The sequence below is a fragment of the Nocardioides bruguierae genome (assembly GCF_023554635.1).
Lineage (GTDB): Bacteria > Actinomycetota > Actinomycetes > Propionibacteriales > Nocardioidaceae > Nocardioides > Nocardioides bruguierae.
Map to the genome: position 1 here is coordinate 23,289 of NZ_JAMJPH010000039.1, position 14,792 is coordinate 38,080.

Consider the following 14,792-nt stretch of genomic DNA (forward strand, 5'->3'; position numbering starts at 1 on the left):
AGGCGCGCAGCCTGCGGTGGGAGCGGCGTCCGGGGCGGCGCCACGACGGCTTAACAGGTGACGGTGGCGGCGCAATCGGCGTCTAACAACGAGCGGCCACCATGGATGTCGTGGTCACAGAGGTGGCCGCAGCCGTCCGGGCCCCCACCCCAGCAGGGCCTGACGCGCATCCCCGCCGTCGCACCCTGAAGGGAGCAGCCCGTGAAGGCCGTCGCCGTCATCGGCAACCCGAAGCCGCAGTCCCGCACCCGTGCCGCCGCCGAGGCCCTGCTGACCGCCCTGGGCTACGAGCCCGACGTGGTCGAGGTCGCCGAGATCGGGCCGGGCGTGCTGGGCTGGGGCGACCCGGCCGTCGCCGCCGCGAAGGAGAAGATCGCCGAGGCCACGCTCGTGGTCGTCGCGTCCCCGACCTTCAAGGCCACCTACACGGGCCTGCTCAAGTGCTTCCTCGACCAGTTCGACGGCGGCACCGGCCTCGCCGGCAAGGTCGTCGTCCCGCTCATGCTCGGCGCCGGCCCGGCCCACGCCATGGCCCCCGAGCTCACGCTCAAGCCCGTGCTCGCCGAGCTCGGTGCCAGCTGCCCCACCGCAGCGCTCTACCTGCTGGACAAGGCCTACGAGACCGACGGCGCCCTCGAGGCGTTCGTCGAGCGCTGGTCGACCACCGTCCACGCCCTCGCTCCCCTCGACCAGGAGGTCCCCGCATGATGCAGGCCGTCGGCGACGTCACCGCGCTGCGCACGTCGTTCTCCGGATTCCCCTGCGGCGTCGCCGCTCTCGCCGCCGTCGTGGACGGTGAGCAGACCGTGCTCGTCGCCTCGTCCTTCACCGTCGGTGTCTCCCAGGACCCGCCGCTGGTGATGTTCGCGGTGCAGAAGACCTCCACCACGTGGCCGGTCCTCGCCGAGGCCGAGAAGATCGGCGTCTCCATCCTCGGTGAGACCCACGCCGAGAGCACCCGCCAGCTCGCCTCGAAGGACAAGTCCAACCGCTTCGCCGGTCTGGAGACCCACACCACGGACGAGGGTGCGATCCTGCTCGAGAAGGCCCCGGTGTGGATGGAGTGCTCGGTCGAGCACACCTACCCGGCCGGCGACCACGACATCATCGTGCTGCGCGTGCACAACCTGCGCTCGGACTTCGACCACGCGCCCCTCGTGTGGCACCGCTCGGCGTTCGCCGCGCTCGCCGGCTGACCCGGCCCCCCTCGTCCCCGCACCCGCGGCACAGCGTCGTGCCCGCGGGTCGGGCGACCACCCCCGTGCCGGCCTGAGACCACTCCTACCCGACATCTGTCGGGAGCGTCTTGGCAGGTCAGGCGCTTGCCGTGACGCACGCCACGTTAAAAGACGACGCGTGTGGTGCTGCGTTACGGGCTTGAAACAGGGTCTTCCTACCGTGGAGGAGCGGTCGCTTCCCCGGCCGTCTTCATCCCCCCGGAGGAGTGCCCCGTGCCCGCTCAGCTCTCCGTGGCCTCGCATCGCGAACCGGCCCCGTCCAACCAGGTGCGCCGTGCCTACGAGCACGTGCGCAGCCTCATCCGCTCCGGCTTCCTCATCAACGACGAGCAGCTCGTCGAGGACCACCTGATCAAGACGTTCGGCGTCTCCCGCGCCAGCGTCCGCCTCGCCCTCCAGCAGCTCGCGGCCGAGGGCCTCGTGGTCCGTCAGCGCCGCAGCGGCACCCGCGTGGCGCAGGACTACTACCAGGTCCCCGTCGACGACATCCTCCCGTGGCAGGCGCCGGCCGGGTTCATGGTGCGCATCACCGACGACCGGATCGTCCCGTCCACCCCGCTCATCCGCAAGCGACTCGAGATCACCGCGGAGTCCGTGGGGCTGGTCGAGCACGTCTTCGAGCGGGTCCGCCCCCACGGCGTCGAGCCGATCGGCGTGCGGATCGCCTACTACCGGCCCGGCTACCAGCAGCCGGCGCGCTGGGCCACCTGCCCGAGCCTGGCGGACGCCTTCCGCTCCGTCTTCGGCGTCGACCTCGGCCACATCGACACGGTGGTGGACGCCGTCGCGGTGGACGCGGACACCGCCCGCCTGCTCGACCTGCGCGAGGGTGCGCCGGTGCTCATGCGCGAGCAGGTGCTGCACGGCACCGACGGCGTGCCCTACGAGTACACCTTCAGCCACTACCGCGCCGACCGCGTCTCCTTCCCGGTCGGCGGGCCGCACGGCCTCTGACGCCGTCCGCCGCCGCCTCCCTCGAGGGCCCCGCACCGGCCGGTGCGGGGCCCTCGGGCCTCCGGACGGCCACGCACCAGGTGCGCATCGGGGACGCGCCTGCCCCGCACCGGGTGCGCCACGGGGGCCCTGCGTCCCGGCGCAAGGGGGCCGGAGGGCCCGCGAGCGTCCCGTCGGGGCGCGGACATGGCCCCACGTGCCAGGTCACACGTCCTTGTCCGCCGTGACCCGAGGCCCTCCGCAGGCGGGGGAGCGGGGCCGAAACGGCGTATTACGCCGTGACCACGCCGCCCGAAACCGGGCGCAATGAACGCTGAATGGCGGCGGCACGGGAGGGAAACCGCAACCGACTGGACTTCACCTCACCGCTCGGGAGGGCCTGCTCCCCGCTCTCACCCCTGACCCACACGGAGACCACATGAAGCCCCGTCGCACCACGATCGCCCTGGCCGCCGCGGCCACCGCGCTCGCCCTGTCGATGACCGCCTGCACGAGCGCCACCGAAGCCAGTGACGACTCGAGCAGCGCCAGCACCGCCGACCTGACCGACGCCCAGCAGTCCTGCGTCGACTCGGTGCAGCCCAAGGTCGAGGCCGCCTCCGCCGAGGTGGACCTGCTCGCCCCGGACAGCCCGATCGACCTGGACGCCGTCTCCGGCGAGACCATCTGGTTCATCACCGTCACCATGAACCAGTTCAGCTCCGACATGCTGGCCGGTGTCGAGGAGGCCGCGGACGCCGCCGGCGTCTCCGTGAAGTCCTACGACGGCCAGGGCTCCACCAACCGCTACAACGAGGGCATCGAGCAGGCCATCGCCCAGGGCGCGGCCGGCATCATCCTCGTCGGCATCGACCCCTCGGTGGTCTCCTCGGCCCTGGCCGACGCCGACGCCGCCGGCATCCCGGTGCAGAACACGCTGAACTCCGACCCCGACGACGAGCTCGCCGAGGGTCTCTACGGCAACCTGACCTCGGACTTCTCCGCCGACGGCGCGACGATGGCCGACTGGGCGCTCGCCGACTCCGGTTGCGACGCCACCATCTCGATCATCTACTCCTCCGCCATCAAGGTGTGGGACCTCATGGCCACCGCCGCCGAGGCCGAGATCAAGGCCGAGTGCTCCGACTGCAACGTCGACATGCTCGACATCGACCTGGCCAACGCGGCCACGGACGTCGGCGCCCAGCTGCAGTCCTCCCTGCAGAAGAACCCCGACACCAACTACGTGATCCCGGTGTGGGACTCCGCCGTCACCTACGTGACCCCCGTGATCGCGGCCGCCGGCTCGGACGCCAAGGTCATCTCCCGTGACGGCCTGGAGGCCAACATCGCCTGGGTCCTCGACGGCACCCAGGACGTCACCGTCGGCACCCCGCCGACCGACTGGCTCGGCTGGCTCTCGGTCGACGACCTGCTCCGCGCGATGACCGGTGAGGACGCCCCCGGCTACGTGATCCCGACCCGGATCATCGACTCCGAGACCGTCGGCGACGGCTCGACCGAGGACATCTGGCCCGCGTACGTCGACTTCCAGTCCGCCTTCACCGAGGCCTGGAACGGCTGACCAGCAGCCCCCAGAAGCACCAGCAGCACTCCCTGACGCGGGGGCGGGCGGTCCGTCCCGCTCCCGCGTCGCGGGCACCACCTCCCAGCAGCGCCCCGCCCCTCCCGAGGAGAGCCACCCATGGCCACGTCCACCACCGCGCCCGCCGGCTCCGGCACGCCGGAGAAGAGCGCCGCCCGTCGCAAGACCGACGTCAGCGGCCTGTTCGAGAAGTGGGCGCTCGTCGGCGCCCTCGTCGTCCTCGTCGCCGTCTGCATGGCCACGATCCCGCAGTTCCGCACCGCCTCGCTGTTCACCACCATGCTGAACGCGCAGTCGCTGGTGCTCCTCCTCGCCCTCACCGCCACCGTGGTGCTGCGCATGGGCGACTTCGACCTCTCGATCTCGCAGACGATGGTCGCCTCGGCCGCCGTCATCGGCCAGCTCACCACCAACGGCACCTCGCCGGCCGTGGCCATCCCGCTGGCGCTGGCGCTCGGCGCCTGCGTCGGCCTGGTCAACGCCCTGCTGGTGGTGCGGATCGGCGTCGACTCCTTCGTCGCCACCCTCGGCTCCTACACGGCGCTCGCCGGCCTGAGCTACCTCATCACCGACAGCCGCATCGTGGCCGGCGCCTCGGACGGGTTCATCAACTTCTCCCGCTCCCAGATCGCCGGCATCCCCCTGATCACCTGGTACGCGTGGATCCTCGTGATCGTGCTCTGGTACGTCTACCAGCGCACCCCGCTGGGCCGGTACTCGCTCTTCATCGGTGGCAACCGCAACGCCGCCACCCTCGCCGGCATCCCGGTCAACCGCATCCGCACCGGCGCCTACGTGGTCTCGGGCCTGCTCGCCGCGTTCCTCGGCGTCTGCTTCTTCGGCTACTTCGGCGCGGTCGACCCCTCGGCCGGCGGCCAGTACATGCTCCAGCCGTTCGCCGCCGCGTTCCTCGGCTCCACCGCCATCACCGTCGGCCGCTTCAACGCCTGGGGCACCATCGCTGCCCTCTACCTGCTCACCGTCGGCATCACCGCGCTGCAGATCCTCGGCGCCGAGACCTGGGTGACCAACCTCTTCTACGGCCTCGCGCTGATGCTCTCGGTCGCCGCCGCGAAGATCGCCGGACGTCGCCGCGCCGGTGGTGCCAAGTGAGCACCGCGACCCGCCTCCCCGTGGAGCAGGCCGGCCCGGCCCCGGCGCTGAAGGTCCGCTCCCTGCGCAAGACCTACGGCGGCGCCGTCGCCCTCGAGCACCTCGACCTCACGGTCCGGGTCGGCGAGGTCCACGCCCTGCTCGGCCAGAACGGCTGCGGCAAGTCCACCCTCGTGAAGTCCCTGACCGGGGTCATCGGCCCCGACTCCGGCACGGTCGAGGTCTACGACCGCCAGGTCCACCTCCCGGTCGAGGCCGCCCACGAGCACGGCATCGCCGTCATCCACCAGGACATCGGCCTGGTCGACGAGATGACGGTGCTCGAGAACCTCGGCGCCAACGCCCGCTACGGCACCAGGCTGCTGCTGCCGGTCAACAACCGGCGCGAGCGCAGGATCTACACCGAGCTGATGGACCGGGTCGGCTTCCACTTCGACCTCGACGCCAAGGTCTCGACGCTCAGCCCGTCCGAGCGGGCGCTGGTCGCCGTCGTCCGGGCCATGCGCCTCATGCCCGACGACGCGGCCGGCCAGCTGTTCATCCTGGACGAGCCCACGGCGGCGCTGCCCAAGCCGGAGGCCGACCGGCTGCTGACGCTGATGCGCACCGTGGCCGACCTCGGCAGCGCCGTCATCTTCATCAGCCACCGCCTCGCCGAGGTGATGGAGGTCTGCGACCGCGCCACCGTGATGCGCGCCGGCCGCGACGTCCTGGAGACCCGGATCGAGGACACCGACCGCGCCGAGATCGTCGCGGCGATGCTCGGCCGTCGGATGGACGAGTTCTACCCCGACCCGCCGAACGTCACCCCGGGCGAGGTCCGGGTCGCGGTGGACGCCCTCACCGGCCCCGTCGTCCGCGACGCCACCTTCCACGTGGCCGCCGGCGAGGTCGTCGGCTTCACCGGCCTGGCCGGCATGGGCCAGGAGGAGCTGGCCAACCTGCTCGGCGGCGCCACCGAGACCGTGTCCGGCACCGTGCTCGTCGACGGCGCGGACCTCACGGGCGCCACGCCGTCGCGGGTCATCGACGCCGGCATGGTCCTGGTGCCCGGCAACCGGCTGCGCGACGGCATCTGGGTCGCCGGCTCGGCCGAGGAGAACATCACGCTCCCCGTCGTCCCGCAGCTGCGCAAGCGCGGCAGCGTGAGCAACAGCCTGATCCGGGCGAAGGCCGAGGAGCTCATGGCCGGCGTGGGCGTGCACCCGCACGACCCCGAGCGCCCCCTCGGCGGCTTCTCCGGCGGCAACCAGCAGAAGATCGTCTTCGGCAAGTGGATGCAGCTGGACCCGCAGGTCCTGCTGCTCGACGAGCCGACCCAGGGCGTGGACCCGGGCGCCGCGAAGGACCTCCTGGGCCGCGCCATGGACGCCGCGAGCAGCGGCTCGGCCGTCCTGGTCTTCTCCGGCGAGCACGAGATGCTCGCCGCCATCTGCCACCGCGTCCTCGTGCTGCACGAGGGCCGGATCGTCGCGGAGCTCTCCGGCGCCGACCTCACCGAGGAGTCGCTGCTCGCCGCGAGCGAGCTCGACCACGCCGCCGTCACCGCGTCGGCGACCGAGGGAGCCGCCTGACGGGGCTCCCCGCCCCGTCCCCCTGCCTGAATCCCCCCGCAGCAACCCAGCAGCAACCCAGCAGCACCCAGCAGCACCACCCCTGACCCGCACCCCAGCAGCACCTGCACCGCACCCGGCGCCGTCGCCGGCAAGAGAGGACTCACCATGGCCATCGACCCGTTCCGTCTTGGCTGGTTCGGCAACCTCGCCGCCCCGGAGTGGAAGACCCCGTACTCGGGCTACGACTCCACGAAGAACTACTTCAACCTGCGCTTCTACAAGGACATGGTCCGCAACCTGGAGCGCGCCGGGTTCGACTTCCTCATGATCGAGGACTCCCTGATGGTCTCCGACATCTACCAGGGCACCGCGGAGATCGAGCTCAAGCACGCTCGCTACGCCCCGAAGATGGACCCGGTGGCCGCCGCGGCCGCGCTGCTCGAGGTCACCGAGCACATGGGCGTCATCGCCACGGCGTCGACGACCTTCTACCACCCGTACCAGCTGGCCCGTCAGTTCGCGACGCTGAACAACCTCTCCGGCGGTCGCATCGGCTGGAACGTCGTCACCTCCTCCGAGGACCGCGCCGCGCAGAACTACGGCATGGACAAGCTCCCCGAGCACGACAAGCGCTACGACATCGCCTCCGAGTTCATGGACGTCGTCAAGAAGCTGTGGGGCTCGTTCTCCAACGACGCGATCCTGGCCGACGCCGAGTCCGGCTACTACGCCGACTTCAACCAGGTGAACCCGATCCACCACGAGGGCGAGTACTTCAAGTCCCGTGGCCCGCTGAACCTGCCGGCCGGCCCGAACGGCCGCCCCGCCATCTGCCAGGCCGGCGGCTCGCCGCGCGGTCGCGACTTCGCCGCCGCGAACGCCGACGTCATCCTCTGCATCCCCTCGGGCATCGAGCGGGCCAAGGAGTACCGCGACGACATCCGTGCCCGCGCCGCGACGTTCGGCCGCAACCCCGACGACATCAAGGTCTTCCCCGTCATCTACCCGATCATCGGCCGGACCAAGGCCGAGGCCGAGGCGAAGAACGAGGAGTGGTACGCCCGCAAGCAGCACAACTTCGAGGTCCAGATGACCCACATGGCGGCCACCATGGAGCTCGACATGTCGCAGTTCGACCCGGACCAGCCGATCCCGGAGGACATCTCCACCAACGGTCACCAGAGCCAGCTGGTCGAGTGGCGCAAGCAGCTGGACGGCAGGACCATCCGCGAGGGCTTCTCCGGCATGCGCGTGCAGACCACCGAGATGGTCGGCACCCCCGACGCCATCGCCTCGCAGATGGAGGAGTTCATGGAGGAGGTCGGCGGCGACGGCTTCCTCATCTACGGCCAGCCGATCAGCCGTGAGTCCGTCGCCGAGATGACCGACGGCGTGGCCCCCGTCCTGCAGAAGCGCGGCCTGCTGCGCACGCAGTACAGCCACGACACGCTCGTCGAGAACCTCCGCTCCTTCTGAGCACCGCCCTCCCCGCCCACACCGAAGGTTGACGACCCCATGACGATGCACCGCTCCTACGTCGACACCCCTCGCGGCCAGGTCCACCTGCGCCGCGCGGGGGAGGGCCCCCGGGCCGTCCTGCTGCTGCACCAGACGGCCGCCTCGGGCGTCATGTTCGAGGCGTTCGCGCAGCGGTTCCTGGCAGCGGAGGGTGCCGAGGAGTTCACCCTCCTCGCGCCGGACACCCCGGGCTTCGGCATGTCCTTCACCCCGCCGGAGGACTACGACCTGGACGTGTGGGCGGGCGACATGGTCGCCGTGCTCGACGCGCTCGGCCTCGACGAGGTCGACGTGCTCGGGCACCACACCGGGGGCGCCGTGGCCATCTGCCTGGCCGCGGCGCACCCGGAGCGGGTGCGCTCGCTGACGATGGTGGGCGCACTCGGGATGAGCACCGAGGAACGGCTGGCCTGGCACGAGGCCGTGCGGGGGATGGAGGTCCGCCCCGGTGGCGGTCACCTGGTCGACGCCTGGCAGCAGGTGGGCACGATCGACGGCCCGGACACCACGTGCGCACCGTCGGTCGAGCTCCAGCACCGCGAGGTCGTCGACAAGCTGCGGGCCGGCGCCCGCTGGCACGAGGCGTACCTGGCCGTGTTCCGCACCGACCTGGTCGCGCGGCTGGCGGCGACCTCGCTGCCCACCCTGCTCCTGTGCGGGCGGCACGACGTGCTGGCGCCCTACGTCGACGGCACCGTCTCGGCCCGGCCCGGCATCCAGTACCGCGAGCTCGCGGCCGGCGGGTACGTCCTGGACCAGGACCCCGACCAGGTGGTGCGCCCCTTCCACACCTTCCTCCAGGTCGTCGCCCTCCAGGAGGCGTCGTGACCAGCACCGCGCCGCTCGTCGTCTGGTTCGCCACCACCGACTCCACGGCCCGCCTGGGCCGCCTCGTCCTGGAGCTCGACGCCGCGGGCGTGGACGCCGTCGTCCTGCCCGGGGACGGGTCCGTGGACCCGGTCCTGCTCGCCGGGTTCACCACGCGCACGGCCACCCGCATCGGGCTCGTCGCCTCGCTCTCCCCGTGGGTGCAGCCGCCGTTCCTGGCGGCCCGCGCGCTCAACACCCTGGACGCGCTGAGCCGCGGCCGGGCCGGCTGGTTCCTCGACACCACCGCCCCCACCGGCCGCTCGGGCGACGACTCCGGCCGTTGGACGCCCTACGACGCCGCCGAGGCAGAGCTGGTCGCGGCCCGAGCCGACTACCTCGCCGCCACCGAGGCCCTGTGGGGCTCGTGGGAGGAGGGGGCGATCGTCGCCGACGTGGCCACCGGCCGGTACGTGGACGCCGGCAAGGTGCACGTGCCCGACCACCGGGGCCCCTACTTCGCCAGCCGCGGCCCGCTGAACGCGCCGCCCGGGCCGCAGGGTCGCCCGACCCTGCTGGCCTGCTTCGCCCCCGGGGCGGACGTGCCGGCCGGCGTCGACGTCCTCGTCGTCACGGACGAGGCGCACGTGGCCGCCGCCCGCGAGCACACCGCGACGGTGCTGCTGGCGGTCGGCGGCGACTCCGACGCGAGCCTGCCGGCGACCACCGCCGACGGCTACGCCGTGCGGGACGTGGCCTACGGCAGCGACTCCGCCGCCTGGCTGCACGGTCCGCTGGCCGACCTGGCCGAGATGCCCCGCGGTGGTCTGCTGCGCGACCGCCTCACCGGGGCGGGCGCGCCCGCCGCCGTCCCCACCGCCTGAGAACGTCGAGGAGACATCACCATGAGCAAGCCGCTCACCCTCGGCTGGTTCGTCAACTACATGCCGACCGGCTGGAACCGCCCGTTCAACGGTGGCCAGCCCGCGGCCTGGCAGGACGGCCAGTTCTACGTGGACATGGCCCGCACGCTCGACCGGGCCGGCATCGACTTCATCATGCTCGAGGACTCCTCGGTCGTGCCCGAGAACTACGGCGGCGACATGACCGCCGAGTTCATGGCCACCGTGAAGTCGCCCAAGCACGACCCGCTGCCCCTGGCCGCCGCGATCGCGCAGGCCACCGACCGGCTGGGCATCGTCACCACGATGTCGACCAGCCTGTACCCGCCGGAGCGGCTCGCGCGGCTGCAGGCCTCGCTCGACGAGCTGAGCAACGGTCGCGCCGGCTGGAACATCGTCACCTCCTTCGAGGACCTCGCCGCGCAGAACGTCGGGCTGGAGAAGCTGTGGGAGCACGACGAGCGCTACGCCCGGGCCCACGAGTACCTCGACGTCGTCACCTCCGCCTGGCAGGGTGCGGTCGCCCACGACGGACGCTTCCACCAGGTGGTCTCGCCGGGCTCGCCGATGCCGGTGCAGGATCGGCCGGTGCTGTGCCAGGCCGGTGGCTCGAAGGCGGGCATGGACTTCGCCGCGGAGTGGGCCGACCTGATCGTCTCGGTGCCGGTCGGCGTCGAGGCGATGAAGGCCTACCGCGACGGCATCCGCTCGCGCATCGCGGAGAGCGGGGGAGACCCGGACCGCTGCCGCGTCCTCTACATGGTGACACCGATCCTGGGCGAGACCGACGAGGAGGCGCAGGCCAAGCGGGCCCGCATGTACTCCGACGCGACCGACAACTACCTGCGGCGCATCGTGCAGCTCTCCAACATCTCCGAGATCGACTTCTCGAAGTTCGACGAGGACGAGCCCGTGCCGGAGGACGCCACCACCAACGGTGCGCAGTCGATCCTCGACACGTTCAAGCGGCTCACCAAGGACTCCTCGCTGCGCGAGGTGCTCGGCAACTCCGGCGAGTCCACCTCGCTCGACCTGTGCGGCAGCCCCGCCACCGTCGCCGACCAGATGGAGGCGGCGATGGAGGAGGTGGGCGGCGACGGGTTCCTGCTCTTCCACGGTGGTGGCGGCATCATCACGCGTCGCTACCTGGACGAGGTGCTCGACGGCCTCGTCCCCGAGCTGGAGTCGCGCGGGCTGTTCGAGCGTCCGGTGCGCGACGGCGGCCCGGTCGCCGCGCCCGGCACCTTCCGAGGGCGCCTCACGGGCGCCTGACCCCTGGCTGCCGCGCGGCCCTCACCACCCCTGACTGCCGCGCGGCTCCCGTGGCGGGGTGGACTCGCTTCGCCCCCGACGTCCACCCCGCCCACCCCCCCCACAGCGCCTCCGATCGTCGGGTTCCGGCAGGACCGACGGTCGGGGGTCTCCCACGTGGGCACCTGCCTGTGCCCCAGATCACGGACTGAATGCGTCCGCTACCCGGTCGGGTGGGATTGACCAGTACCGATGCGGGGCATCGAACAGGTGTCGCAGACGTGGCCACCGGGCCCTCACGCAGGGCCCCGACGCCGTCCACCGGTTCTCACGCAGCAACCGTCGGTCGACCGGGAGGTGGGCACCGCGACGTGCCGGCGCCAACGGTGTCGCCCGGAACGCTCCGCGTCCGGCAGGTCCGCCACGGACCCGCCGGACGCGGCGCCGCTTTTCCGCCCTGACCGCGCTGCCCCGAGCCGGTTCGGGTCAGCGGCTCCCCACCTGCCAAGATGGGTCCGGCCCTGCGGGGCCGCGCCCCAGTAGCTCAGTGGATAGAGCAGCCGCCTCCTAAGCGAAAGGTCGTAGGTTCGACTCCTACCTGGGGCACCTAGGTGACCTACGTAGACCCTGGCCCTGACCTGCAGCGATGTCGCCGGCAGCAGTGCGATCGACGTCGACTCGTCTATCGGACGGTGCTCGGCGTGAGTGATCAGTTCAGAACTTCTGCACGTATTCCGCACGGACCGCGGCAAGCAGTCGCCGCCAACCGGGCATGAATGCCTCCGAAGAACTAGCGAGCAGTGGCCTGCTCGATGCGCTTGAGGGCGGCATCTTGCTCGCCGTCGATGCACTTGGCGTAGACGGTCAGGAGAACGGCGACCGTGTGGCCGGCCCAGTCGGCGACTTGGGCTGCGGGTACTCCAGCGTTGAGCCAGGTCGACACAGCGGCGTGCCGCAGGTCGTAGGGGCGGCGCGCGAGGAAGGAGTCGCTAGTGCCGAGGGCCTCTGCTCGGGCTCGGTGCCAGGCGCGGTAGACGGTGCTCATCGACACGGGGGACTCGTGCGGGGGCGGGAGTGGGACGCCTGAAGTCCCAGTCCGGTTGACGAACAGGCGCCCGTCGCTGCTACGCGTGAACTCCTGGACATGGCGCCGTAGGGCCTGGACGAGCTGGGGGTGTGCCGGGACCTCTCTGCTCTCAGCCGGATCGCGATGCTTGAGCTCCCGCTCCTCACCGGAGACGCCACCGTCAGTGAAGGCACCTCCTACGGACTGGTAGGAGCCTGTCAGAGTCAGGCGACCCCAGCCCGCGCTCGGGAGGTGGCAGTTGACCAGGCGGAGGTTCCGCGCCTCCGCGGGTCGCAGCCCGGCGTAGTAGAGGCAGGCGAAGTACGACTCGAGCTCAGGTGAGACTCGTCGAACAGCGTCGAGAATGGCGCGAGCCTGATCAGGGTTGATCACCACTCTGCGGTCGACAGCAGCATGGCGGGTCTTGCGGGTTCGGGGGACCCGGACGAGTGGATTCTCCGGCAGGAGTCCCTCGTGGACTGCGGCCTGCAGGCACCCGTGCAGTACGGCTCGGCGACGGGCACTCGTAGTCGAGGCGGCTTTGCTGCCGTCCAAGTTGGTGGCTAGCTCACTGACCACATGCCTGATGACACCTTGACCTGTGAGGATCTGCCTCGCTGGAAGGATGTCCCCGTGGCAAAGCCCTATCCCAAGGAGTTCCGCGACGACGTCGTGGCCGTGGCCCGCAAGGGCCAGGCTCCGCTGCCTCAGATCGCGAAAGACTTCGGCATCTCTGAAGGTTCGCTGGCGAACTGGATGAAGAAGGCCGACATCGAGGACGGTCACCGTCCCGGTCTGACCGACGCCGACCATGCCGAGCTGCGCGACGCGAAGAAGCGGATCCGGCTCCTGGAGCAGGAGAACGAGGTCCTGCGTCGCGCGGCTGCCTACCTGTCCCAGGCGAACCTGCAGGGAAAATAGTCTTCCCGCTCGTCCGTGAGATGGCCGCGACCGGTGCCCGCATCAGGGTGCCGGTCGCGGTGGCGTGCAGGGTCCTGGGGCTCTCGACCCAGGGGTACTACAAGTGGCTCAAAGACCCGGTGTGCCGGCGGGACTGGGACGACGCCCACCTCATCGACATCCTCTACGACATCCTCTACGACATCCTCTACGACATCTATGCCGACGACGCCACGCTGGGCTACCGGTTCCTCACCGACGAGCTCGACCTCGAGCACGGCATCACCGTCGGGGAGAACCGTGTGCACCGGCTGTGCCGGATCGCCGGGATCACCGCGTCGCACCACAAGAAGCGCAGCAAGACGGGTTCCACCGGCCCCGCGCCCCACGACGACCTCCTGGCCGTGGTCGACGAGCACGGCGTGGTCCGCCACGAGTTCATCGCCGACGCCCCGAACAACGTGTGGCTGTGGGACATCTCGGAACACCCCACACGGGAAGGAAAGATCTACATCTGCGCGATCAAGGACGTCTTCTCCAACAAGATCGTGGGCTACTCCATCGACTCACGAATGAAGTCCTCCCTGGACCGGGCGGCGATGAGGAACGCCATCGCCCTGCGCTCACCCGCTGGGACGGTGTGTCACTCGGACCGAGGCGGTCAATTTCGAGCCAAGCGCACCCAACGGCTCCTGGTGAACAACGGCCTGGTCGGCTCGATGGGCCGCTCCTACGGAGCCGGGGACAACGCCAGCATGGAGAGCTTCTTCTCCCTGCTGCAGAAGAACGTGCTCAACACCCAACGCTGGGACACCCTCGAGGACCTCCGCCTCGCGATCGTCACCTGGATCGAGACCAAGTACAACCGACGACGACGCCAACGTGCCCTCGGCAAGCTCACCCCGATCGAGTTTGAGATGATCTACACCACCGCAGAAGCGGCCTGACTACCGCAAGCACCGAGTATCAACCAGACCGGGGGCAGACCCTGCGACACTCAGACCATGCAATCGCCACCGTCTGAGGGCAGCCCTTTCCGTGGCTTCGGCTCAGCCACTCTAGGACTCGTGCTTCTTGCGATCGGCACCTACTCGGTGAACAACCGTGTCCAAGACGACATGTTCCTCTACATCGGAGTCGTACTTCTCGGAGCCGCGGCGTTCCTCATCGTGTCGGGGGCGGTCGCTCGCGGGCGACGGAACTCGAGATGACCTCGATCATCGCGCTGACGTGGCCTGACACCATTCACCACGAGTGACAACCAGACCTTCAGCTGTCCCAATCGAGGGCATGCGCCGCGAGCAGAAGTGGTCTGGCTCCCGAATCACCCATGAGCTGGCGACAGAAGGGACCTACATCTCTCGGCGCACTGTCACGCGACACCTCGCCGGGCTCGGATTGAAGGCTCTTCGGATCTAAGCGTGGGTAGGTGCTTGTCGGTAGGGCCTGTCTCCGGCTGCGGCGAGGAGGATGCGTAGCCGGTAGTGGTCGAAGTTGCGGAAGCCGTGGGCGAGTCGGCGGGTCTTCTCGATGATGAGGTTGATCGCTTCGGTGCCGCCGTTGCTGACGCCGCCGGTGGTGAAGTAGGCCAGGATCTGGGGACGCCACGCTCGCAGGGTCCGGCCCAGGCGTGCGACCTCTGGGATGGGACAGGAGGGGAAGGACGCGATGATCTTCTCGGCCAGTCTGCGCCCCGCCGTCGGGCTGGGGGCGTGGTAGATCGCGCGGAGCTGCTGGTAGCAGCGCCAGGCGATGGTGACCTCCCAGGCGGGATCTGTCGACGACGCTCGAAAGTGGAGCCGTTCCGGCGGTCGAAAATGGGGCCACCGGTGCGTGGTGTCAGTCTGCCGTCTTCTGCGTGCGAACGCTGGGAAGTGAGTCGATGCCGCGGTTGCGGAGTCG

At 70.4% G+C, this 14,792-nt stretch carries 13 protein-coding genes and 1 tRNA gene; 12 read left to right on the forward strand and 2 right to left on the reverse strand.

Annotated elements, in window-relative coordinates; translation table 11 throughout:
* Nucleotides 1-201: 201 nt before the first annotated feature.
* From M8316_RS19935 to M8316_RS19985, 11 genes are all read left to right on the forward strand, one after another.
* Complete coding sequence (locus M8316_RS19935; RefSeq protein WP_250057715.1) at nt 202-708, forward strand: NAD(P)H-dependent oxidoreductase; 507 nt, start codon at nt 202-204, stop codon at nt 706-708.
* Complete coding sequence (locus M8316_RS19940) at nt 705-1,196, forward strand: flavin reductase family protein (protein ID WP_250057716.1); 492 nt, start codon at nt 705-707, stop codon at nt 1,194-1,196. The genes M8316_RS19935 and M8316_RS19940 overlap by 4 nt, the downstream gene beginning before the upstream one ends.
* 255 nt (nt 1,197-1,451) lie before the next feature.
* Entirely contained in the window at nt 1,452-2,192 is a 741-nt protein-coding gene (locus M8316_RS19945) for a GntR family transcriptional regulator (RefSeq protein ID WP_250057717.1), read from the forward strand.
* Nucleotides 2,193-2,610: 418 nt separating this feature from the next.
* Nucleotides 2,611-3,756, forward strand: a complete 1,146-nt coding sequence (locus tag M8316_RS19950; RefSeq protein WP_250057718.1) for a sugar ABC transporter substrate-binding protein — start codon at nt 2,611-2,613, stop codon at nt 3,754-3,756.
* A gap of 120 nt (nt 3,757-3,876) precedes the next feature.
* Nucleotides 3,877-4,890: an ABC transporter permease gene (locus M8316_RS19955; RefSeq protein ID WP_250057719.1), complete on the forward strand. Its 1,014-nt coding sequence runs from the start codon at nt 3,877-3,879 to the stop codon at nt 4,888-4,890.
* Nucleotides 4,887-6,464, forward strand: coding sequence for a sugar ABC transporter ATP-binding protein (locus M8316_RS19960; protein WP_250057720.1), 1,578 nt, complete (start codon nt 4,887-4,889; stop codon nt 6,462-6,464). The genes M8316_RS19955 and M8316_RS19960 overlap by 4 nt, the downstream gene beginning before the upstream one ends.
* A 147-nt stretch (nt 6,465-6,611) precedes the next feature.
* Entirely contained in the window at nt 6,612-7,922 is a 1,311-nt protein-coding gene (locus M8316_RS19965; RefSeq protein WP_250057722.1) for an NtaA/DmoA family FMN-dependent monooxygenase, read from the forward strand.
* A 39-nt stretch (nt 7,923-7,961) separates the two neighbouring features.
* Nucleotides 7,962-8,792 carry an alpha/beta fold hydrolase gene (locus M8316_RS19970; RefSeq protein WP_250057723.1) on the forward strand — a complete coding sequence of 277 codons (831 nt, stop codon included), beginning with the start codon at nt 7,962-7,964 and terminating at the stop codon, nt 8,790-8,792.
* Nucleotides 8,789-9,655, forward strand: coding sequence for an LLM class flavin-dependent oxidoreductase (locus M8316_RS19975; protein ID WP_250057724.1), 867 nt, complete (start codon nt 8,789-8,791; stop codon nt 9,653-9,655). Before M8316_RS19970 ends, M8316_RS19975 begins: the two co-directional genes overlap by 4 nt.
* 21 nt (nt 9,656-9,676) lie before the next feature.
* Entirely contained in the window at nt 9,677-10,945 is a 1,269-nt protein-coding gene (locus M8316_RS19980; RefSeq protein WP_250057725.1) for an LLM class flavin-dependent oxidoreductase, read from the forward strand.
* Between the two features lie 512 nt (nt 10,946-11,457).
* Nucleotides 11,458-11,530, forward strand: a tRNA-Arg gene (locus tag M8316_RS19985).
* Nucleotides 11,531-11,714: 184 nt separating this feature from the next.
* Here M8316_RS19985 and M8316_RS19990 read toward each other — a convergent pair.
* Nucleotides 11,715-12,569 (reverse strand): tyrosine-type recombinase/integrase, encoded by an 855-nt coding sequence (locus tag M8316_RS19990; protein WP_250057726.1) that lies wholly within the window; start codon nt 12,567-12,569, stop codon nt 11,715-11,717.
* A 54-nt stretch (nt 12,570-12,623) separates the two neighbouring features.
* Between M8316_RS19990 and M8316_RS19995 the strand changes: the two genes are divergently transcribed.
* Nucleotides 12,624-13,837, forward strand: a protein-coding gene (locus M8316_RS19995) for an IS3 family transposase (protein WP_250057727.1) whose coding sequence is annotated in 2 segments (ribosomal slippage) — nt 12,624-12,890 and nt 12,893-13,837 — 1,212 coding nt in all. Because the reading frame shifts where the segments join, the coding sequence is not laid out codon by codon here.
* A gap of 468 nt (nt 13,838-14,305) precedes the next feature.
* Here M8316_RS19995 and M8316_RS20000 read toward each other — a convergent pair.
* The coding region (locus M8316_RS20000) for a transposase (protein ID WP_250057728.1) at nt 14,306-14,792 on the reverse strand (487 nt) is incomplete at its 5' end.